This window comes from Variovorax sp. PBL-H6, from assembly GCF_901827155.1.
GTDB lineage: Bacteria > Pseudomonadota > Gammaproteobacteria > Burkholderiales > Burkholderiaceae_C > Variovorax.
Genome location: NZ_LR594660.1, coordinates 591,432 through 612,792 on the forward strand (window position 1 = coordinate 591,432; position 21,361 = coordinate 612,792).

16 protein-coding genes are annotated in these 21,361 nt (G+C 64.3%); 8 read left to right on the forward strand and 8 right to left on the reverse strand.

All coding sequences use genetic code 11. The features are described 5' to 3' along the window. Window positions 1-58 precede the first annotated feature (58 nt). Window positions 59-9,988 carry a choice-of-anchor D domain-containing protein gene (locus G3W89_RS31225; RefSeq protein ID WP_162570799.1) on the forward strand — a complete coding sequence of 3,310 codons (9,930 nt, stop codon included), beginning with the start codon at window positions 59-61 and terminating at the stop codon, window positions 9,986-9,988. A 348-nt stretch (window positions 9,989-10,336) separates the two neighbouring features. Here G3W89_RS31225 and G3W89_RS31230 read toward each other — a convergent pair whose 3' ends face one another. Then, entirely contained in the window at window positions 10,337-11,110 is a 774-nt protein-coding gene (locus tag G3W89_RS31230) for an SPOR domain-containing protein (RefSeq protein WP_083944162.1), read from the reverse strand. Between the two features lie 371 nt (window positions 11,111-11,481). Next, the gene (locus G3W89_RS31235; protein ID WP_068674476.1) at window positions 11,482-12,633 is read right to left on the reverse strand and encodes a glyoxalase superfamily protein; all 1,152 of its coding nucleotides are present in this window, start codon (window positions 12,631-12,633) and stop codon (window positions 11,482-11,484) included. A 335-nt stretch (window positions 12,634-12,968) separates the two neighbouring features. Here G3W89_RS31235 and G3W89_RS31240 point away from each other — a divergent pair, with 335 nt between their 5' ends. The 4 genes from G3W89_RS31240 (at window position 12,969) to G3W89_RS31255 (ending at window position 15,071) form a co-directional block, all read left to right on the forward strand. Further along, window positions 12,969-13,382, forward strand: coding sequence for a hypothetical protein (locus G3W89_RS31240; protein ID WP_162577742.1), 414 nt, complete (start codon window positions 12,969-12,971; stop codon window positions 13,380-13,382). An 18-nt stretch (window positions 13,383-13,400) separates the two neighbouring features. Further along, a complete protein-coding gene (locus G3W89_RS31245; protein WP_162570797.1) occupies window positions 13,401-13,670 on the forward strand; it encodes a hypothetical protein in 270 nt (89 codons plus the stop codon). 188 nt (window positions 13,671-13,858) lie between these two features. Then, window positions 13,859-14,356 (forward strand): hypothetical protein, encoded by a 498-nt coding sequence (locus tag G3W89_RS31250; RefSeq protein WP_162570796.1) that lies wholly within the window; start codon window positions 13,859-13,861, stop codon window positions 14,354-14,356. Window positions 14,357-14,510: 154 nt separating this feature from the next. Continuing rightward, complete coding sequence (locus G3W89_RS31255; protein WP_162570795.1) at window positions 14,511-15,071, forward strand: peptidoglycan recognition protein family protein; 561 nt, start codon at window positions 14,511-14,513, stop codon at window positions 15,069-15,071. Between the two features lie 25 nt (window positions 15,072-15,096). Here G3W89_RS31255 and G3W89_RS31260 read toward each other — a convergent pair whose 3' ends face one another. The 5 genes from G3W89_RS31260 to G3W89_RS31280 form a co-directional block, all read right to left on the reverse strand. Further along, window positions 15,097-15,477 (reverse strand): hypothetical protein, encoded by a 381-nt coding sequence (locus G3W89_RS31260; protein WP_162570794.1) that lies wholly within the window; start codon window positions 15,475-15,477, stop codon window positions 15,097-15,099. Between the two features lie 37 nt (window positions 15,478-15,514). Then, complete coding sequence (locus tag G3W89_RS31265; protein WP_083944163.1) at window positions 15,515-15,769, reverse strand: SWIB/MDM2 domain-containing protein; 255 nt, start codon at window positions 15,767-15,769, stop codon at window positions 15,515-15,517. A 385-nt stretch (window positions 15,770-16,154) separates the two neighbouring features. Next, complete coding sequence (locus G3W89_RS31270) at window positions 16,155-16,709, reverse strand: hypothetical protein (protein WP_162570793.1); 555 nt, start codon at window positions 16,707-16,709, stop codon at window positions 16,155-16,157. 549 nt (window positions 16,710-17,258) lie between these two features. After that, window positions 17,259-17,456: a hypothetical protein gene (locus G3W89_RS31275; RefSeq protein ID WP_162570792.1), complete on the reverse strand. Its 198-nt coding sequence runs from the start codon at window positions 17,454-17,456 to the stop codon at window positions 17,259-17,261. Between the two features lie 83 nt (window positions 17,457-17,539). Beyond that, on the reverse strand, window positions 17,540-18,070 hold the full coding sequence (locus G3W89_RS31280; protein ID WP_162570791.1) for a hypothetical protein: 531 nt from the start codon (window positions 18,068-18,070) through the stop codon (window positions 17,540-17,542). Window positions 18,071-18,471: 401 nt separating this feature from the next. On the opposite strand from G3W89_RS31280, the gene G3W89_RS31285 reads away from it, so the two are divergent. Together G3W89_RS31285 and G3W89_RS31290 are read left to right on the forward strand one after the other, a co-directional pair. Continuing rightward, on the forward strand, window positions 18,472-19,014 hold the full coding sequence (locus G3W89_RS31285) for a hypothetical protein (protein ID WP_162570790.1): 543 nt from the start codon (window positions 18,472-18,474) through the stop codon (window positions 19,012-19,014). A gap of 870 nt (window positions 19,015-19,884) precedes the next feature. Continuing rightward, on the forward strand, window positions 19,885-20,235 hold the full coding sequence (locus G3W89_RS31290) for a cold shock domain-containing protein (protein ID WP_068674495.1): 351 nt from the start codon (window positions 19,885-19,887) through the stop codon (window positions 20,233-20,235). 13 nt (window positions 20,236-20,248) lie between these two features. Here the strand turns inward: G3W89_RS31290 and G3W89_RS31295 are convergent, their stop codons facing one another. After that, entirely contained in the window at window positions 20,249-20,434 is a 186-nt protein-coding gene (locus G3W89_RS31295; protein ID WP_102905932.1) for a hypothetical protein, read from the reverse strand. Between the two features lie 170 nt (window positions 20,435-20,604). Here G3W89_RS31295 and G3W89_RS31300 point away from each other — a divergent pair, with 170 nt between their 5' ends. Then, window positions 20,605-21,273 carry a GIY-YIG nuclease family protein gene (locus G3W89_RS31300; protein ID WP_162577743.1) on the forward strand — a complete coding sequence of 223 codons (669 nt, stop codon included), beginning with the start codon at window positions 20,605-20,607 and terminating at the stop codon, window positions 21,271-21,273. The last annotated feature ends 88 nt before the right edge of the window (window positions 21,274-21,361 follow it).

The window sequence follows — 21,361 nt, forward strand, 5'->3', positions numbered from 1 at the left end:
CTTCGAATACGCCTAAATACGGGCAATTTTCGCCCGCACCCTTGACGAGTTCCGACCCATGCGACCCTACTTCAAACGTGCCGTTTCAGCCTTGCTGAGCGCAACAATTGCCCTGCAACCCGTCCTGGCCGCTGCTTCAGAACACATGTACCGCATTCCCATCGACCTCAAGGTCGGTCAGAGCGCGGCGGACTTGGAGATTCAGCCCGCGGCCACGGACTTCGGGGATGTCGCGCGCACGCAAAGCAGCACGCGCCCTGTCAGGGTCGTGAACCACAGCGACGTGCCCGTGGCAGGTATGGCCGTACGCGCGGAGGCTCCTTTTGCCATCGACACGCAGGGCTGCTCGATGTTGCCTGCCGGTGGCGATTGCACGATGCTGGTCTCGTACCTCCCGCAGACGGCAGGCCTCCATACCGGCACCTTGACGGTCCATGGCGCAGGCGCCAAGGCTGAAGCGCAACTCCTGGGCAATTCCGTGCCGCTGCTGTCGGACGTGGAAATCTCCGACAGCGGCTGGAACTTCGGCACCTGGAAAGTCGGGACCACCAGCACCAGCAAGCAGCTCGCCATCAAGAACACGGGCACGGCGCCGGTTAGCCTGAGCCAGCCCTACTTGCTCGAGGCAGGCGGCGGTGACTTCAAGCTGAGCGACAACTGCGGTGGTTCGCTCGCGCCAGGCAACACCTGCATCGTGACCGTCTCGTTCACCCCGACGGCGCTGGGTCAACGCATGGGCGCGCTGCGCGTGAAGAGCGGAGAGAAGGTGCGCGACGTCTGGCTCCTGGGTATCGGCGGCACCGAGACCATTCCCACAACGCCGACACCGAAGCTGGTGACCTCCTCGACCGTGGACTTCGGGACCCTGGAACCGGATGCGGGCACGGTGACGCGGACCGTCACCCTCGTCAACGCGGGAACCAAGGCGCTGCAGCTCTCGGCGGCCGCGCTCAAGGGCGCCGACGCGGGCTCCTTCACCCTCCAGAACCAATGCCCGGAGGCGCTCGCCGAGCGTGCGACATGTGCCATCGACGTCAGCCTGAACCCGACGGGGCACAAGTCCTACAGCGCCAGCCTCGAGCTGGCGTCGGATGACCCCGCAAGCCCTGCCGCCGTCGGCCTGGTCGCGCGCTCGGTTGCACTGAACTCCAAGCTGGTCGCAGCCCCCACGACCGTGGACTTCGGCGAGACGACGCTCAACGCCGCGGTCAAGAGGACGGTGCGACTCACGAACACGGGCACCGTTGCGGCCAACGTGATGCAAACGTCTGCCTCGCCCGCGAGCAGCTTCGTGGTGCTGAGCGGCTGCACCGACGAGTTGGCGCCCCAGGGAACCTGTGACCTCGAAGTCCAGTTCTCGGCCGCCGCGCTCGACTACGCGGGCGGTTCCCTCACCGTCACGACGGGCGAAGGCCAGAACCTGCAAATCCCGCTCACCGGCTATGTCATTTCGCCGCGCATCCAGGTTGCACCTGCAACCGTGGACTTCGGCAGCGTCGGCGTCGGACTGACCGCCGCGACCAAGACTGTCGACGTCACCAATACCGGCCGCCTTCCCCTGGAAGTCAATGGCATCGGCGTGACCGACCCCGAGCGCTTCTCGAGCAGCAACAACTGCGGCACCCCGCTGCAGCCGAACCAGTCGTGCCAAGTCGCAGTGAGCTTCACACCGCTGGACGGAAAGCAGGCTCTCGCCTCGCTGGCCATCGAGAATAACGACCCCCGCCAACCCTTGGCCCTGGTGACGCTGAAGGGACAAGGTCTCGTCGGCGAGGTGAACGTCTCACCGGCGTCCCTTGAATTCGGCGAAGTGGCCAAGGACGTGGCTTCTGCCGCGAAAACAGTCACCGTGACGAACCCGGGCCCCGGCAGCATCCGGGTCTCGAGCGTGGGCGTTCGCGCTCCCGGCAACCAGGTCTTCAGTTTGGCCAACGACTGTGGCAGCGCCATGGATGCCGGTGCCTCGTGCTCCATCGCGGTCCAGTTCACCCCCAACGCGAGTGGTCGCAGCTGGGCCGGCTCCCTGGACGTCCAGACCTCCGACGGCACCGAAAAATCCGTTCTCCTGACCGGGGCGGGTGCCGCTATTGCTGGCAACGTCCGCGTGTTCCCCGAGTCGCTCGACTTCGGCTCGGTGGGCATCCCCCAGGCGGTCACCCGCAAGTTCACGCTGACCAATACTGGCGCCACCGCGGTCGCCATCGCCGGCGTGAACGTGACGGGCGCGGACGCCGCGAATTTCACGACCACCAGCACCTGTGGCGCCAGCCTGGGTGCAACGGCCTCCTGCGAGGTCCAGGTGCGGGCTGACGTGGCCGCCGCCCAGACGTACTCGGCTGAGGTGACGGCATCGCTCGGTAACGGCCAGGCCTTGAGCGTCCATGTGGCCGCCCAGGGCACCACGGCCACCCCCACGCTCCTCGCTGCGACGCCGGACGCCCTCGACTTCGGGGGGGGGAGCATTGGCACCCCGCTCGACCGGGTGGTGCGCATCGACAACGTCGGTACGACTGCAGTCGGCGTGGCCAGCGCTACGGTGACGGGCGAAGCCTTTAGCCTGGTGAACTCCGCCTGCTCGAGCAGCCTCGCCCCCGCCGCCTCCTGCGGCGTGACGGTGCGCTACAACTCCACCGCCGGCGGCGCCGAAGCGGGCATGCTGACCGTGCAATCCACGGGCGGCCAGCGCCTGACCGTCCCGCTGGCGGGGACGGCAGCAGCACCGGCGATGCGGCTCAGTGACGCATCCCTTTCTTTCGGCAGCGTCGCACTCGGCCAGACCGCCAGCAAGACGCTGACGGTGACCAACCAGGGCGATGCGAGCCTGGTCATCCGGACGTTCAAGCTCACGGGAACCGCAGAGTTCAACGTGATTGAGAACTGCACGACCACCCCGGTGGCGCCGCACGGCTCTTGCCAGTTGACCGTGGCCTACACGCCCGTGGCGGCCGGCCAACGCAGCGCGTCGCTGGCCCTCAGCTCCAACGACCTGTCCAATCCGACTGCCGTCGTGAACCTGTCCGCAACGACCCCCGGTGGCGGAGATGGCGAGGAAGGCACCGCATCCATCCGGGTGTCCCCTGGCCAGGTGACCTTCGCGTCGACCGCCGTCGGCAAGGTTTCCTCCGTGGTCTACGTGAACGTCTCGAACGTCGGCACTGGCACGCTGGATATTCGCGGCCTGGATGTCCTTGACACCGCTGCGTTCAACCAGAGCAGCAACTGCGGCTCCGCACTGGCTTCCCAGCAGTCGTGCCAGGTCGCTGTCATCTTTGCGCCGACTGGCGCGGGCCTCCACAGCTCGGCGCTGGTCATCGATTCGAACGACGCCAAACTGCCCCAGTTCCTCGTTCCGCTGTCCGGCGTGGGCAGCTCCGGCTACATCGAGGTCACGCCGACCACCCTCGCCTTCGGTGGCGTGCGCGTGGGCGAGCTCTCGCCGGCGAAGGTCGTCACGATGACCAATCGCGGCAGCGCCGTCACCAAGCTCACAGGCATCAGTCTGCAGGGCACAGGTGCTGACCAGTTTGCGGCCAACAACGATTGCGGCCTGGGCCTCGAGCCCGGTCAATCCTGTTCCGCCCTGGTTGCCTACCAGCCGGACGCGGCATCCGCCACGCAAGCCCGCCTCCTGGTCCAGACGAGCGCCGGCACATCCATTGCGGTCGCCCTGAGCGGCTACGGCACGTCCACGACGGCACCTGCCACCTCGGTGTCCCTGAGCCAGCCGGCTGTCGATTTCGGGCGAGTCGTCATCAACAAGTCGATTTCTCAAAAGCTGCGGCTGAGCAACAACGGCGACGTGGACGTGGTGGTCGACAGCATCAACCTCAACGGCTCGGACCTCGCCGCCTTCTCGCGCGGCCTCGACTGCGTGGTACGCCTGGTCCCAGGCACCAGCTGCGACATCGTGGTCAGCGGCACGCCCCGCGAGGAGCGCGACCATGCCGCCCAACTCGACATCCGCTTCAAGACGGCCGATGTGTCGCTGGCACCCGTGCCCCTGCACGTGCAGGGCGTCGCCAAGGCGCCCGCCGCCACGGTCACCGTGACGCCACTCGCGCTGACCTACGAGAACGTTGCACTGGGCACGCCCTCGAGCAAGCAGGTCCGGGTTGCGAACCAGGGGCCCGACGCCGTGGCCCTCAATCAGCGCATCGTCAGCGGCAGCGCCAGCTTCTCTGTGACCACCGGCTGCGACACGCTCATCGCGACCGGCCAGTACTGTGACCTGACCGTTCAATATGTCGGCAGCGGTTCCGAGGACCAGGCCGAGCTCACGCTCGTGACCGAGACGCAGCAAACGGTGAAGGTTGAGTTGGCCAGCGTCCAGACGCAAGTGACCGCTCCGAAACTTTCGCTCTCGACCGCCGCACTCGACTTCGGCTCCGACGACGTGGGCACGGCATCCGCCGAGCAGGAAGTCGTCGTGCGCAATACCGGCACGGCAGCACTTCAAATTTCCGGCATCGGCATCGGTGGCGAGTTCACCAAGCGCACGACCTGCGGCTCCTCCGTGGCGCCGGAGGGCACCTGCAGCGTGTTCGTGCAGCATTCACCGGTCACCGGCGGGACGCACGCTGACTGGCTCCTCGTTTCGACCAACGACCCGACGACCCAGACCGCCCGCGTGGCGTTGAATGGCGTGGGCCGCATCGGCGTGCTCGCGGTCAACCCGGCGACCTTGGGCTTCGGCGCACTCGCCATCGGAGCCTCAGCCCAACTGTCCGTCCAGGTGCAAAACGTCGGTACCGCGGCACTGCCTATTACCGGCATCACGGTTGAGGGCGACAGCGCCCAGGCATTCACCGCCACGCCGTCCTGCCCGGATTCCCTGGGCGCGGGCCAGTCCTGCACCGTGACTGTCGCCTTCTCGCCGACGATGGCCGGCCGGCATGAAGCTGCGCTGCGCATCGTTCCGCTCTCTGGCGAGTCCCGCGTCGTGTCCCTGGCTGGTGAAGGCCCGCCGGCGCACATCTCCGTGACTCCGACGAACGTGTCCTTTGCTGACCAGCCCGTCGGATTCACGTCGGCACCCCAGGTGGTGACCCTCACCAACGACGGCCTCCAGAGCGTTGCCGTGTACTCCGCGCAGGTGACTGCCGGAACCTCGAGCTACGGCGCGACTTCTGGTTGCCCGGGCATCCTGGCGGCCGGGGAGCAGTGCCAAGTTGCCGTCGCCTTCACGCCGGCCGGCGCCGGCCCGCGCACCGGCACGCTTCGCCTGTCGACTTCCAACTCCGCAGGCGCCATCGACGTCGCCTTGACGGGGACCGGCATCACCACGACCGCCCAGGCTACGCCGACCGCGGTGGACTTCGGGGTCGTCTATTCCACGGCCCCACAAGACCGCCTGGTGACCGTGAACAACACCGGGACCCTCCCGATGCGGGTCAGCTCGGTCTCGCTCACGAGTCAAGCCGGCTTCGCAACAGAAAACGCATGCGGCGAAGCCATCGACGCCGGCTCGTCCTGCGACATCCTCGTGCGCGCTACCGGCCAGGGCAATGGCGCTCTGAGCTCGTCACTGGTCATCATGACGACCGCCGGCCAGCTGACCGTCCCACTGACCGCGACCGCCTCGTCGCCGAGCATTGTTGCCGTCAGCCCGAGCATGGTCCCCGCGGCCGGCGGCGCGACCGTCGTCGTGCAAGGTACGGGCTTCTCCGACACGACGCAGGTCTTCATCGGCGGCGTCGAGGCCGCACCGGTGAACCTCGTCAGCGCCACGCAGCTGACCGTCACCGCGCCGGCGCACGCCGCGGGCCTCGCGGACATGCGCCTGGTGAACAACGGCGTGACCACGGCGTCGCGCGCTGGTGCTGTCCAGTACGTGGCTGCACCGACCATCGCTGACGTGTCCCCCGCGTCCGGGTCCCTCGCGGGCGGGTGGACGACCCAGGTGTCGGGGACCAACTTTGTTGCCGGCATGACCGCAACGGTTGAAGGCCGGCTTGCGACCATCGTTGTGCGCAGCCTCACGCAGGCTACTGTGACCGTGCCAGCGCGCACAATCGTCGCCGAAGGCAGCGTTGCCCTGAGCGTGACGAACGTCGCCGGCACCGCCAGCCTTCCGGCCGCCATCCAGTACGTCGCTCCGGCGGCCGACCTGGCCTGGGGTCCGGCCGGCGGCAATTTCGGTGCCGTGGCGCAGGGCTCCTCGGCCTCCAGCACGGTGACCCTCACCAACGCCGGCACGGCGCCGGTCATGCTCTCGAGCATCATCGTCAGCTCCCCGACGGCTTCGGTCTTCTCGCTCGGGACACAGGGCACCTGCCCGCAGGCATTCCCCGCCTCCTTGGCGGCAAAGGCCAGCTGCACCGTCGAGGTCATCGCCACCGGTTCGACCCTGGGCGCCGCGTCCGGGACCGTGGTCGCCGCGACCTCCGTGCCGCAGGGCGGCTCCACGGCGCCGCTTTCCTTGTTCGCAACGGTCGAGGAACCCGACTTCGCCTTGTCGAACTCCGCGGGTGGGCTCGGCCTGGTCAGCGGAAACTTCGGCGTCGTGGCCGCGCTTAGCGAAGCCGGCCAGGGCAACCCCGCGGTCGCACGCAACATCTACCTGCTGAACCTGGTCCAGGCAGCCGCTACGCGCATCAACGAGCCGGTCATTACCATCACCGGCCCCGACGCTCCCCACTTCCGCATCACGAATGTCGTGGCAGCTGCCAGCAGCGGCTCGAACAAGGTCAGCGGCGCTACGATTGCGCCCGATAAGTTGAGCGCTACGGGCGCGGTCGTTGACGTCGGCAACGGCGCCTACCCCCACCTCGCTGTCGTGTTGTCCTACGCACCGCTGGCCAAGGGCGTTCACAACGCACAGTTGACCATTCGGTACAACGGCGCGCGCCAGGTGCAACTGCCGCTGTACGGTGAAGCGCAGTACTTCAACAAGGCCGAGCTCTCCAGCTCGAGTGCCCTGCCCGTGGTTGCGCCTTCTGGGGACTTCGGGACGCTGTCGTACAACGAGGCATCCGAAGCTGCCGGGTCAGCAGTCAAGACCTTCTATCTGCTGACCACGGAATCGCAGGGCAAGCTGCTCAAGGTGAGCGACCTTCAACTCGTGGGCGCGGACGCGGGAGCGTTCCACATCACGTCCATTTCGCCGAAAGCCGCGGGCGACCGCCTGCCGGCGCAATCCATCGCGCCACTGGAGATGGCGCAAACGAGCGCCACTTCACCGCTCGGTGTCACCGTGCAATTCCAGCCGACCCGGATGGGCCAGCACGACGCGCAGCTGTTGCTTTCGCACAATGCCGACAACGGCTCTCCGACCATCCTGGCTCTCAGGGGAACCGGCGCGCGCGACGTGCGTGTGGTGGCCTCCGGCGGCGCAGGTGAGGTCGCGATTCCCTCGTTCCCGAGCGTCGGCTTGGGAGCCGAGGCCACCCTGACGACCTATGTTCGCAACCTTGGCACGGTGGGTAGCCTCACCGTGACGGGAATTCAGGTCGTAGGCTCGCCGGCCTTCTCCATCTCCGAAGCCGGCGCGGCTACCGTGACGAACAAGAACGGCGCGACGCCCTATCCCGCAGGTACGCGCTACGCCGCGTACACGCGAACGCTGACGGACCCGTCCGTTGCGAGCGGATGGACGGACATGTACACCCAGCTGAAGTTCAAGCCGACCACCACCGGGGCGCACACGGCCACCGTGACCGTCTTCCACGATGGCCCTGGCGGCAAGACGTCCTTCGAAATCAGCGGGGAGGGCGTGCGCGCAGCGGCAGCACTGTCTGAGACCGCCGGTTCGCCCGCAGCGGTGCCCAATGGCAACTTGGGCTCCGCCACTTTCAACGGCGAAGCAGGCGCGCCTGCCGAGGCGGTGGCGAAGACGTTCTTCGTCGTCAACACCACCGGGGTCGGAACGCTGCGCGTGAACCGAATCCGCTTGGCCGGCCCTGACGCAGCGAGTTTCAAGATTGTTGCGTACAGCGGCGCCACCTCTGTGTCGACTCAGGACGTGTCTCCGGCCAACATGGTCGAGGGCGCGTACCCGAGCCTGTCGTTTCGCATCCAGTTCACGCCGACCAAGTCCGGGAGCCACACAGCGCAAGTGTTGGTGGACCACGACGGCATGAACACGTCTCCGCTGGCACTCGACCTGCAGGGCCAGGGCGTGCGTGATGTCGTCCTGCAAGCCGCGAATGTCGACAAGGGCATCGTTGCCGTGGGCGCAACCGCCACCGGCACGGCCTTTGTGCGCAATGTCGGCACGCGCGGAAGCGTCACGTATACCGGCATCCAGTTGACGGGCGACCCCGCATTCACGGCGGTTTCGGCCAATTTCGCACGCCGCGGCGCGGAGACGCAGTATGGACCGACCACCACGTTCCCGGCAGGGGCCACTTCGGCAAGCTTCAGCATGCAGGGGGCGGATGTCGCGACGGCGCCGGCCACGTCCACCGACCTGGCCCTCAACTTCAAGTTCACCCCGACCCAGCGCGGCAGGGTCACAGCGACGGTGACGGTGTTCCATGACGGACCTGGCGGCAGCACGACGTTTCAGCTAGAGGGCACGGGCGTGCAGGCGACCGCGGCCTGGTCGGACAGCTCATCTGCCGTCGACCCTGTCGTCTCGCCCGACTTCGGCCTCGTCACGTACAACCCGAACGGCGTCAACGCATCAAAGGGTAAGGTCTTCTATGTGGTGAACCCTACGCAAGCGGGCAGCCTCCAAATTACGAGATTCCGCATCGTCGGACCCGATGCTTCGGCCTTTTCGATTGCCTCATATACAGGGGCCGTTCCACCGGCGGGAACTCGCGACGTCGCCGTCAATCTCCCGGCCGGCTCGTACGTCCGGATTGAGTTCGCTCCGAACAAGATTGGCGACTTCAATGCGCAGCTACTGGTCGAGCACAACGGCGACAACGTCTCCCCCCTGCCGCTCGACCTCACTGCGCGCACGGCGTATGACGTGAGCTTCGCAGTGTCCGAGGGCCCGGGGTATGTGCCGCCCACTCCCCTCGGCGATGCACTCGTCGGCAGCTCCTCGTTCAAGTATTTCTTCGTGCGCAACATGGGGACGGCGGGTGCGGTCCGGTTCACCGGTGTTCAGGTCCAGTCGGGTACCCCGTTCAAGATTGCCGCGACAGGTCGAGGCTCTCGGGATTCGACAACGGCGAGCTCGATAACGAACTACGCAAGTCCTTACCTGGAATCAGTGACACGGGACCTGCCTGGCTTCGACGCGGCTACTGCACCTTCTGGTGCAACTGACTTCGCAGTCCGAATTGCCTTCACGCCAACGACGATGGGTATCAGCACAGCCCTCGTCACCGTATTCCACGACGGCCCGGGGGGGCAGACGAGCTTCACGGTCTCCGGCACAGGGGTCTATCGTGAGTTGTCTGTCGTGCACCATCCGGCCTTTGCTGTGCCGTACAACAGCGGGGGGTACCCTGACAGCGTTGAGTTCTTGAACACGGGAACAGCGACCATCCCTAGTGTGGTATTCGGAAATAGCGTTACCAGCCCATTCTTTGGAGATAGCAACAACTGCGTGAACGTTCCGCCTGGTCAAACTTGCGCACTCTCGTTCTACCTGAGCGCTGGCTCTAGTATCGGGGTAGGAACTTACAGCGTTGCATACACGGCGACGATTCCCGATGGCGGGACAATCAAGGGCGTGAAGCCACTGACCGCAACCATCCTTGGTAACAAACCAAACGTCGTCTCACCGGCTAATGGCTTGGTGGACTTCGGTGCACTGGCCGTGGGCACGTCGAAGACACTCAATGCGACCGTGCGCAACGACGGGACGCAGAATGCAAACTGGACCGGAATCAACAACGTGACGGGCTACAACAACTTTGTCCCGGCGAACTTCACCTATGACATGTCGGCGTGCAGCAATGTCGCTCCCGGCGCCAGTTGCGTCGTGAAGGTGACGGCTACCCGCAAGGCGTTGACCACGGGCACCTACGGCCCGGTCGCTCCCACGCCTTACACGCAGTACGGCACCAGGCTCCAGTTCAAGTTCAGCTGAAGCCGACAAGCGGCCACATCACAGAGCCCGGGAGAACCCGGGCTCTGTTCTTTTGCATCCTGGTTAGGGCGCGCCTGGAGCTTTCGGGTTAGGACACGGCCTGCCCAGCCGCTGCATACTCGCCGACGCCCTTCATTGGAGGGGTGCATCATGATTGCATCGTCGTCGCGCTGCAATACCCCTCTCCTCCTCCCTTCTTGCGTGACGACCCTGGCCCCCTGTGAAGCATCACACGGGGGCCCTTTTCTCGCTGCAGCGTCTGCTCCTGAAGAGAGGCCCGCTAGCAGGCGTTGCCCGTCTGCGCCTCTCGAGCAGGCACTTTTGTTTCGCTTTCGGGCGAAGCGGCCCTCAACGGCTGACGTCGAGCACCGCGGCTGGGAGTTCGAGCCTTCTTACGGCCTGCGCGGCCGTCAGAGCGTCATCGCGACTCGGGTATGGCCCCAGGCGCACACGCACCTTCCCTCCTTGCGGCGCCGTGGCGAAGGGACGCAGACCGACGCGCTCCAGCATCGCCTGGACGCGGTTCGCCTCCTCTTCATTCTCGAAGACGCCCACCTGCACGACAAACAGGGATGTTCCTGAAGGCGAATCCAAAAACGCTTCAGCCGAAGACGGTCTTGCAGGGGACGACGCGGGCCGCGAGCTGCTGTAGACGGCACTAAGCGCGAGCACCAGGCTACCCGCCGCCGCGAGCGCCGGAGCAAGGAATGATGGGCGCAGCCACACAGCGGGCCAAGGTGTGCCCGCCGCCCTGTCCAGAGCTGAGGCGCGAAGCTCGACAGCCCTGCGCAAAATGCCCAGTCCTAGCCCAAACACCAGCGGGGAGAACACCCCGAGGAGGTAGCCGAAACCCCCAGCCAGGTTCGCCAGGATGCCCCCTGTGGTCTCGCGTCCTGTGCACCACAGGCACTGGCCGAAGAACCAAGCGGAAACCTTTGCGAACGACCTCAATGACCTGAGTGCAAAGGCATCTCCCGCCAAGATGTTCTGCGCGGAGATGGCGATGGAGGCAACAGCCAACCCGAAAAGGATGAGCTCCAGCCACCCGAGGAGCCGTGCGAGGCGCGCCAGGCCTGGCGAGCTCCGGCGCACTGCGCCTGCGGCCAAATCTCCAGGTTCCATTCCCGACTTCTCCTCTCCAATCTTGTTCGACGCAGGCGGACCTCGGCAACACGCTCGCTGGAGCAGAACCTGCAGCAGCACCCACGAGCCAGCGACCTCAGGTCTGACTTGGTAGCTTATTGGCCAGCCTGACGCCGTTGCGGACGTCCAGCGGTCGAAATTGTCAGGCAAAGCCTGCACAGCCTGCAAGAACCGAAAAGGGCGTCAGCCCTTGAAGATGCGCTAGAGGTCCTCGAGGTGCTCGTGCCTCCCGAACCCGGAGTCGCGAAGGTCGACGTCGGTCTCGCCGTAGCGCCTCGAGGAGCCAAGAAAAAACCCTGCCAGCAATCGCTTGCCAGCAGGGTCGAATGAGCGCTCAGGGGCGCACGGGGTTAGCCTTCGTTGTCGTCCTCGATGCCGTCAATCGGCGTCCAGTGCGCCCGGACGCGGATGATGGCGCCAAAGTTGCCCGCAAGGTCGGCAACGTCCGCGCCGGCATAGCCGTGGTAGCTGAGACCGGTGAGGTCGCAGATGCCGCCAGTGATGCGCTCGGAAACGTGGTCGTTGAGCGAGTCAATGCCTGAGGCGATGTCCTCTAGTTCTACGCCAAGCACGACGTCCAGGACGTGTTCACCATCGTCGGTGATGCGGCGGAGCTCCGCGTGCGTGAGCGGGGACGTACCCGCCAGCACCAGGTGCTTGCCACCCTCCTCCAGGAAACGGCCGGGAACCAGAGTCGGCAGTGCGGGTGTGCTGCCTTCCCGGATTCCCGACCACGGGGCGACTTCCTCGGCCTCCATCGTGATGCCGCGCTCGTCCGCGAGGCCTTCCTCCAGGGCGCGGCCAACGGCCGTCCAGGCGAAGTCCTCGTCTGCAAAACTCGTTTCCTTGACGCCGGGCGTTTCGATGACGAAGGTTGCGGGCTCAGTGCTCAGCCGCGAGACGACAAGGTCTGCTGGCCATTTGGCAACCGGACCGAAATGCTGCGCCAGGGTGAGCCGGACATACAGCGCGTACCGGAACGCCCGCAGGTAAGCCCAGACACCTTCCGGGTTCACGTCGACTTCGAAGCCGAGTGATTCCCGGCGGCCGAGGAACTCCTGCGCCCGCTCGATGTACTTGAACACCGCATCGACCTCTGCGTCCCGCGCGCCCATGAACTCGCCGGCGGCGTCGGATGCGTAGTCGCCTCCGAATCCGATTTCAACCAGGTCCGAGAGCTCCTTGTCGCTGGCCTGGTCCAGCCAGGCAGTGGCATCGAAGTCCGCCGTCATGCGGTTGTCGTCCGACTTGATGCGAGCAGGGGCCCGCAACGTGTCGCGCTGGCCGGCGAAGACGCTGAGCACAGGGAGCACATGCATGGTCTGCGACACGGCAGGCGCCAGGTCGACGTTCTGTGCAGATGCAGAAAACTCGTTCCAGGTACGGTGCCCGTTGATGCGGGCCATGGCGTCGAGCGCCTGGCCGTGCTTGATGGGCGAGCCAATCTCGCGCAGGTACGTCGAGAGAACTTTGGCCTTGAGCTTGCTTTGAGAAATGTCCATTTTTGTTTCCAATCAGGTTCTGACTGGCCTCCGATAGGGGTAAAGCTTGGGTGCGCGAGTTGCCAGCAAGGCCAGTCGGAATGACTGGGAAAGCTGCGTCTGACAGGGTTCTGGGAACCGCCAAATTTACCGGACCTCCGAAGAGGCTCGCGCGGCAGGCTTTGGCAGCCTTCCTGGTATAGGGAGCGCGGCGGTTCGAGGCCAGTGCCCCAAGCGGGTTTAAGACGGTTCCGCTATAGGTTCCCACCCGCGCGCCGCGCCTCACCCCCACGCATCTCATGCAACTCGCTCAGAAGATTACGAAGCTCCGAACGCTCCAGCCGACCCCTGGCGGCATGAACGAGCTTTTCTACCAAGCCCGCAACCTGGCCATCGAGGCTCTGCTGCTGCGCCTGGAAAATCAGCTCCTTCGCTCGGGGTTCCCCGCCATCTGCGCATGGAACGAGTCCTCGTTCAGCGACCCCAGCATCTACATCCAGCTGCCCAACCCCAAGGAAGGCGCGTCCTGGGACGTCGCGACCTGCACGCTGCGGGTTCTGCGCTCCAAGGAAAGGGCCCCGGACTTCGTCTCCGGTTGCGTCTATGTCGTGAAGGGGTTCTCAGCCGTCGAGCACTGGCGGGGGAAGCAGCCGGCCAAGGTGGTCGCCTTCCGGGAAGCAGTCACCGCGCTGTACGACTCCGGACACTTGGCCGCGGAAGTGCTGAAGGTCAACTTCCCGTTCGAGCGGGGCTTTCACAGCAGCTTCTGACCAGGCGAAGGGTTCTCGATGAGCAAGACCAACCACCGCCGCCAGGGCGACAAGTCCCGCAAGGACAGCGAGCGCTATCGGCACAGCCCCCTCGACGGCGCCGGCTCTTATTCGGCACTGTCAGACCGCACCATCGGGACCTGCTTCGGCGGAGACAACTCCAACGGCCATCAGGGCTACGCGAATGCCAAGCGTGGCGCCAAGAAGTTCGTGCGCTCCCGGGTGCGCTTCCACGAGGACCACGCGGCACGTGAATCGGCGCGTGATGCGCTCATCGGAGACGTCTGAGATGAAATGAGCGCCTGCCCCGGCGACCGGGCGAAACCACCGAACCCGCGCAGGCCCGACGCCCTGCCTGCCTTGGGTCGAGGGATGGCGGTTCAAATGTAAGACACAATGCTTACCGCCGAACTGGTGCCGGCTCAGCCAGGCGGCGCGCTTGGCGGGCCCAGGTCGAGCACGCTGAAAGGAAAGCGATGACCCGTGATGAGCTGATTGCAGAACTGCGCGCCAAGGGCTTCAAGATGCAGGCGACCGCCTCCTCTCGCTGGATGGGAGCCCTCTACTTCGCGACCGCGGCAAGGACGATGTTCGTTCTGGTCCGCAAACGCGGAGTCGACGTCGTCGTGACGCCCCTTAAGCTCGAAGAGCTGCTCAACGAAAAAGGCGATGCCAGCATCAGCCTCCGACGCGAGGCCGATTGGGTGGCCGAGTACAACTTTGAGGAAAGCGGAACAGCCGTCCACCAACGCGTCAACGACGCATCGCACTGTTTCACCCAGGACCAGGAGATAGAACCTTCGTTTTTCCAGAAGGCCGGCCTGGGTCGAAAGGAGTCAAACGAGCGCTATCGAGCCGAACACGACGAAGCTGCCCAGCTGTTCCAGGCAGTAAGTCCAGGAAATGGCGAGCCGGGCTACTTGGAAGGCGGCGTTTGGCTCCACAAGGACGGGCGAACAGAGCATCGGGGCTAGCCGCCGGGTACCCTCTGCGCATTGCATGCGTTTGGCCCCTTGGGCCGGGCATCAGGTCTGAAAGAAGCCGTTCTCGATTGCATTCAGGTACCGGACGATGGATGATTGGCAACAGGGGAGTTCGTCCGCTTAAAGCAGCAGCTCGGAGGAACCTATGGCCTGGAAGGTTACTGTCGACCAGTCGTTTGATGTCGACGCGTTCGACACCTACTGCCACAGCTTGGCCTGGACTGCCTGGCGTCCCTCGTTCCTTGTCGTCCACAACACGGGTGTACCGACCCTGGCGCAGCGGCCGAACGGATTCACGAAGACGCACATGGGCAACTTCGCAACCTACTACCGGGACAAGATGAAATGGAGCGCGGGCCCTCACCTCTTCATTGACGACAAGCGCATTTGGGTCTTCACGCCACTCACGATGTCAGGCGTGCACTCGCCTTCGTGGAACAAGCAGTCACTCGGCATCGAAATGCTCGGCGACTTCGACAGGGACGCGTTCGACGCCGGCAGAGGGCTGAAGGTTCGGCACAACACCGTTGCCGCCATGGCCACCCTTTGCGCCATTCTTGGGCTCGAGCCCATGACCACGAAGCTCCATCGCGAGGACCCTGAGACCACGCATGCGTGCCCCGGCACCAACGTTCGCAAGCTCGAGTTGATTGCAGATGTTCAGGACCTTCTTGCGACTAGGCATCAGGGAGAACACCAAGCCTGAAGTGCCGGCGGAGCGCCGACCGCGGCTACAGGCTCCGGATGTCTACGGGCTTGCCGCCAGCAAGCGCTGCTTCCATCGCAGTGCGCCCCCATAGGCGCAGCCTCATCTTGCGGAAGGCAGCGGCCTCCTGCAGCGGCTCCTGCGCATCAGGAAGGCCTTCATTGGCCTCGGCCAGCGACGCCTCCCACTGCTCGGCGTAGATAAGCGCCAGCCGCGCGGTCTCTCGTTCCTCGGAGGTCAAGGACTTCAGGCTCTTGCCTCGAAGGGCCTCGAACGCAAACTTGAGGGCTGTCGCCGCTTCAGCCTCCGGTCCCTTGCCGCCATACGCTTGGGCATAGCTCTCGCGGTCCAGTACTGCAGGGGCCAGGGCTCGCTTGAGCGTGAGGTCGTCGGATTGGCGTGGCATGGGTAACGTTATAGAAGGCGCGGAGGAGCCGGAGGTGTCAGCTCAGGTGCTTGCCGACTAGGGCGGTCATCTCGAACATCGTCACTTCGTCCTTGCCCATCACCGCTTTCAGCTTGGCGTCGCAAAGGATGTTGCGCTTGTTCCCGGGGTTTTGCAGGTTGTTCGCCTTGATGTACTCCCACAGCAGCTTCGTCACTTGCGTGCGGGGCTGGGGCGTCGAGCCGATGACTGCTGCCAGCTCCGTGCTGGGGGTCAGTGGGCGAGAGAAGGCGTTGGTTGTCTTTTCGGTCATGATTCTAAAGTCCAAGTAAACCACCATTCTACGGAGGCCAGAATCTGGCCCCGCTGGCCTCAGTCGCAGCTGAATCCGCGCGGGCTCGGAGGGGTGGTACGACCCTGTGCGACGAACGCCGGAGCACTTGGTGCGCCCTGTTGAGCGCACGGATGCAGCGCGGGGAGCTCTGCGACCAAGCCTGCGATGAGTTGCTTGCGAGCTTCGGCCGCCCGGGCGTTGTACTACGCGCCGCACTTGTGGCGCGTTTCAGCGTACGAGTCTACGAGGACGAGCAGCCCGCGCACGGCCGCGGCGGTGCGGGAGTCGAGAGAATGCAGGAGCGCGTCGGGCATAGGAATACTACTTATTGTGAGGGTGAGCGTCTGGGACAAATCCTCGGCGCTCAGGCTTTATCAGGTTGGGGCAACGGGAGCTTGAGGTCAACGCAGGCAGCGGTGAGGGCCTTCTGGGCAGTGGGCGCCGACCAGGAGCGAGGCGAGTCTCGACGGTCGGCACAGAACGGCGCCTCGCGCCTCCGAACGGACCATGCGTTTCGCTTGTTGGCTGCGGCCGTGAGGTATGACAGCGGAAGGTTGCGCTCGACCGTCCAGTGGCCGGTGGCGAGCGCGGCGAAGACCAGCTCTGCCTCGGAGTGCTCAATGGCCGGAGGCTTGACAGCCTTCCCTTTCGGCGCGGGCTCGTCCAGCACGTTCCCCGTGAGTTTCGCCCAGGCCCGTGCGCCAGCGACCGTCAGTTCCGCACGCACGACCTTCTCGCGCTTGGTGCTCACCACCTTGGCCAGGCCTCGTCTGATGAGCGAGTCGAAGGTTCCCGGATGCTCGTAGTGGCGCCATGCCTGGCGCTGTGGCTGGTGCATCATTCCGCAAATCAGCGTGCGCTGCCGGGGCGTCAGGCGAAGCGCGGATACCTGGCCGCTACGGGGTTGAGTTGTCGTCATAGGAGAATGTGTCCTCAGGTGTGCCGAATGGGCGTGCGCGCCTCGCGGATGAAGCGACCAACGCTCTAGAGAAATGCTTTAGCAGATGCGCATTTTAGCTAAAAATCACCTTTCCACCTAGCCTTTAGATGAACGAGCCCGACGCCACCCCAATGCCCTCCACCGAGCCTAGCTCGACCAAGAAGCGGGGGCGAAAGCAGACGACAGGTCGCTACGATTCCAGAGAAGCACTCCTCGAGAGAATCTGGTTCCAGTACCAGCGGTCATCGCTCAGCGCGCAGGCTATCGGTCGCCTGGTGGGCGTGTCGCAAATGACCGTGCTGAAGATTCTGCAGAGTGGCGAGGGTAGGCCGGAGGCCCGAGTACCTAAGGGGCGCCGCTGAGCGACGCGCGCGCTCCCTCAAGCGGCTCATGCTCGAACGCCGGTGCAAAGTCGCCAAGCTCGCCTGCGGTCGGGCTCAGCGCCACCGCGCGTCGGTTCTTGACCGCCTCGTAGAAATCCGCAGGTGCCTGGAGCGCCTGCTTGTCTGCTGACCGCCCCACGAATGCTCAGCGGCCCTTCTGGCCCTCCGGGCTCGGCTTGGGTGTCCGCTGGAGTATGGCGCCGACCATCAGGGGCAGGCGCTTGGCGCGGATGAGACGAACGCAGTGGTCGACGGCGGCCGCGTGAAAGATTTGTGGTCCCGTCTTGGAAGGCTTTTTCTCCCTGCCTTGGCTGCCCTGTTTGCTCGACGTGAAGGTTGCCACGTTAACTCCGTTTCCCCGCCGAACGCCGACGGGCATCGCATGTAGCGAGCGAACTTATCGCCGATAGAACGGCCCCTTCGGCGTCAGTGCTCCGGATGGCCGAGGGCCGCGGATATCACCTTGAGCGCTTTGCTTTTGGTGGCATCGAAGTCCCGGACCATGGTCTTGAGGGCAGCTTCGCGCGCTTTCAGCGTCGCCGTCGCGTGCTCGCACATCAGCTCCAACCCCTTGTCTGCAAGGTAGGGCATCGGAAAACCAATCCTGAGCAGGTTTGCAAAGGCAGCTCCGGGAGGATTGCGCTGCACGACCGCGTACAGGATGCCGTCCGCCTCATAGCACTCATGGATGCTGTCCGTCGCGGGGTCTACCGGGGGGAAGTCATCCGAGTACGTCCGCGGCGGCGCATCGGTGCTCGTCCACAGGGGCTCGAAAAGGGTCCGATGCAGCTGCATGCGCTGCAACAGAGTCGCTGCGAGCTCGTCCTTGACACGCCAGCGTTCTGAACATGTCGTAGGGTCGCTGCCCTTGAGGGCAGCAAGAGCCTCGAGCTTGTCGGCAAAGTTGGAAGGCGCAGATGCAGAGCTGTCAGGGGCGCTCACGAGAGATGCAGTCATAGAGGGGGTTTTCCTGGGGGTAGGCCGCTGAACCGCTCAGCTCCGTTGCATTTTATCAGAGCCCCTACAACAACGGACCTAAAATGCATTGCACCCCACTGCTAAAACCGTTTGGGGTGTTCCGACGTATTGCGCGACCGGCCGACGGCGGGCGAATGCAACTTGCGTCTTAGGCCGAGTTCGGAAGACGCGGCCCACCGTCCCGACGCGTAGAATCGCCGGCGTGGGCTGAAGATGCTCACGCGGCCGACAGTCTTTCCCTCCTCCTCCCTTTGTCGGCTGGCTTTGCCCCCTGGCGATTCGTTCGCCGGGGGTCTTCTTCGCGCCCTTCGTGACAAAGTCGTTCTTGGTACCTCGCGCCCGGCAATACACTCTCGCAGCCGACCACCCGCCACCAACAGATGCTCAAGAAACCCCTGCTGCCAATCCTTGCAACCGCCCTCTTGTTCACGTCGGTTTGCCATGCTGCGGACCGACTGCTACCAACAGAGGATGCCCAGAAGCTGGGTGTCTCGTTCAAGAAGGATGGGAAGGCGCTGTACGTGGACGTGCTCAACGCCAGCCAGTCAGTGCTGACCGGGCTCACCGTGCAGTGCGAGGTTGACCTTCCCCCGGTGACCATGACTCCAGATTACGTCCCGCCTGCAAGGCCTCGGCCGAAGCATCTAGCGACGGGCTCAGCTGTCGTGGCGCCTGACGAAGACTTTTCCCTTTTGTTCGGAAATACCTCGGGCGATGGCCGCAAGGGCAAGGGCGGAGAGCACATCTCGGACTATTCGTCGAGGACCGTGCGCGACCGCGAGTTCGTGAAGCTCGAGCTCACCGGACTGCGGGTCCTGCCTGGAAAGTCGGTCGAGGGCTATACCGAAACGCCCAAGGCAATCCGACATTGCAGCGCGCTTGACCCGCGCGGCCGCGAGAAGAAGCTCTACGAAGTGTTCTAGGCTCGAGCTTCAGCTCGCGAGGAGGCCGAGCAACAACAGCGCGGCCGCCACCCCGGCGCCGCTGCTCTTCGTGAAATCGATGTGCGTGCCCCCGCAAAACCGACACAGAGAGCGGACCGCCCTGCCCTTTCTGACAACGAGTATTGGGACCATCAGCTTTCCGCAGTGTCCGCAGCGGTCATGCGTTTCCGTGACGTCCGGGCGTTGGCGGCGCGCCGTTCTGGGCTTTGGCTCCATGGCGGGCGCCGCCGGCCGGGCCTTAGGCAGAACTTGCACCTGGGAAGCACCGGCAGCATTTGGGTGCGTCCGCTCATCCGGCAGGCGAGAGAAAACTCCTTGTCCGGTCGAGACCGGTTGCGGCGACCGCTGTGGCCAAGCCGGGACCTCCCGCGGCCCCGCGGACCTGGCAGAACGGCTTGCGGAACCAGGTTCGAGCGGCCCTGGCCGGAGTACGTTGGGGCTCGCCCTTCCGTAGACGGGCGCTGGCCGGGGCGCTACACCGGCTTTTTCTGGAAGCACCCGAACGTCAACGGCCGAGGCGGTCCCGCCGCAAACGACGATGTCGAAGTCCACCCGCTGCCCAACGCTAAGCTTGGCGCCGGCTCGTACCTCCTTGGCACGAGCGGTGAGCCTGCCCAAATGCCCACACTCAATCCGGGCGTCTCCGGTCTCGAGGTCCATCTCGAGGACCACGCCCTCTCCTCGCACCCAAGCCTTCGTCGTCTTCATTGCGGTCCTCTCAGAAGCCACCAGGCTGCAGTCTACCGCTGCGGGCCGCCGCAAACGGTCTCAACGGAGTGCGCGTTAGTCCGCATCGGAGTGCATCAGATGCGCGCCTAAAATGCTGCAACAACGAGGATGGAGTGCTGAATGAGAATGACCGGCAAAGTCGCTGATTTCAACCGCATCACGGGCCGAGGGCTCATTGCGAGCAAGACGTCGGGTAAGGTGAGCTTCCACCTCTCACAGGTCGTCGCAGGCAAAGGGAAGCTCGACGCCGGCGACCAGGTGGAGTTCGAGTTGGGCGACTTGGACGGTGTGCCTCAGGCGTTGGCCGTTTCAGTCCTGTCACGCCACATGGCCCTCCAGCAGCGTACATTGAAAGCTCATTCGGCGACCGCGGTAGCGGAAGGGGCAGCTGGCATTGCGGACAAGCAGGAAGGCACAACGGCTCCTGCCACGGCCACGCCCTTTCCGGCATGGCCGGGCCTTGTCGGCTGAGGAACTCGTCGGCCTAGACCGGGAAGAAAAGAATCAGGCCCAACGGGCCACAGAGCGCCATCAAGGGCAACCGCTTGAGCACAACATCCCAGTCGCGCCGACGCATGTTCTTGCGATATCTGAGCGGCCAGAACAAGCTTGTCAGCAGGCCAGTCGCATACCAAAGGGCAAACCAGGCCCAGCCGTTCATTTCGCTCATTCGATTCTTCTTACCCTTGTGTTTTAGGGCGGAATACCCGATGGCTGCATTGTATCATTGATGACTCTAAAACACTTAACGCTACCGTTTAGAGTCCTTTGAACCCCGGTCAGGTCAGCAGTTGGCGTCGACACGGAACACTAGAAACGGAAGAAGCGTAGAAAGGGAGAATGATGGAAAGCGAACGTCCGTTTGTCACTTACAAGATAAAAAACGAGCGGAACGGCAAGTTCTACGTTGGGTCGACGAGCAATACTTCAAGCCGGTGGGCAGAACATCGGCGGGCTATTAAAGCTGCCCGCACAGCCAGAGTCGGGAACCATCTGATGTGCTTGGACATTCAGAAGAACGGCTGGGGGCTGTCTGATTTTCGTTTTGGAATCATCGAGAGATTCGAGACGAGAGAGGCAATGCTTGCAGGCGAGCAGGCGCTGCTAAACACTTATTGGGGCACCGCGAAAAACTACAACTCCGCCCATGAGGTTCTGAGAGACACAGTCCTGCACAAGTGGTTCGCCTGGAACCTTCGAACTCTCGAGCATCGCCGCTACCTCAGCGTAGAGGCGTTGAGCGTCGACTTTCGCCTTGGATTGAAGACGCTCGCAGGTCTTATTGCGCGTGACGACGTTGCTCCCGGTGATTGGGTATTCGAGCCCTTCAGCAGGCGACGTACTGTGCGAGAGGTACGGCAGATGATGCTCGTGCATGGCATACCGCCTCCTCCCCAGCAGGACGCCGCATCGCTGGCGCGCTCAATCAGCAACTTGATTTACGGACCCTGCAAAAGTCAGGGTACGGCCCTCAATGGACATCAAACGCGCGAGTTCTATGGGGTCTAGGCGATGCCCGTTGGCAAACTGCCGCACCCGGCGGCCACTAAAGGGCAACAGCGGGCAATCGGAGCGGCCGGTTAGCGCAACGTCCAGC

Coding starts and splice junctions, on each gene's coding strand:
- G3W89_RS31230 (WP_083944162.1), bottom strand. CDS start 11,110: ATGGAACCTGGAGATTTGGCCGCAGGCGCAGTGCGCCGGAGCTCGCCA.
- G3W89_RS31260 (WP_162570794.1), bottom strand. CDS start 15,477: ATGCCACGCCAATCCGACGACCTCACGCTCAAGCGAGCCCTGGCCCCT.
- G3W89_RS31240 (WP_162577742.1), top strand. CDS start 12,969: ATGAACGAGCTTTTCTACCAAGCCCGCAACCTGGCCATCGAGGCTCTG.
- G3W89_RS31255 (WP_162570795.1), top strand. CDS start 14,511: ATGGCCTGGAAGGTTACTGTCGACCAGTCGTTTGATGTCGACGCGTTC.
- G3W89_RS31280 (WP_162570791.1), bottom strand. CDS start 18,070: ATGACTGCATCTCTCGTGAGCGCCCCTGACAGCTCTGCATCTGCGCCT.
- G3W89_RS31235 (WP_068674476.1), bottom strand. CDS start 12,633: ATGGACATTTCTCAAAGCAAGCTCAAGGCCAAAGTTCTCTCGACGTAC.
- G3W89_RS31225 (WP_162570799.1), top strand. CDS start 59: ATGCGACCCTACTTCAAACGTGCCGTTTCAGCCTTGCTGAGCGCAACA.
- G3W89_RS31300 (WP_162577743.1), top strand. CDS start 20,605: ATGATGGAAAGCGAACGTCCGTTTGTCACTTACAAGATAAAAAACGAG.
- G3W89_RS31250 (WP_162570796.1), top strand. CDS start 13,859: ATGACCCGTGATGAGCTGATTGCAGAACTGCGCGCCAAGGGCTTCAAG.
- G3W89_RS31265 (WP_083944163.1), bottom strand. CDS start 15,769: ATGACCGAAAAGACAACCAACGCCTTCTCTCGCCCACTGACCCCCAGC.
- G3W89_RS31270 (WP_162570793.1), bottom strand. CDS start 16,709: ATGACGACAACTCAACCCCGTAGCGGCCAGGTATCCGCGCTTCGCCTG.
- G3W89_RS31290 (WP_068674495.1), top strand. CDS start 19,885: ATGAGAATGACCGGCAAAGTCGCTGATTTCAACCGCATCACGGGCCGA.
- G3W89_RS31245 (WP_162570797.1), top strand. CDS start 13,401: ATGAGCAAGACCAACCACCGCCGCCAGGGCGACAAGTCCCGCAAGGAC.
- G3W89_RS31285 (WP_162570790.1), top strand. CDS start 18,472: ATGCTCAAGAAACCCCTGCTGCCAATCCTTGCAACCGCCCTCTTGTTC.
- G3W89_RS31295 (WP_102905932.1), bottom strand. CDS start 20,434: ATGAGCGAAATGAACGGCTGGGCCTGGTTTGCCCTTTGGTATGCGACT.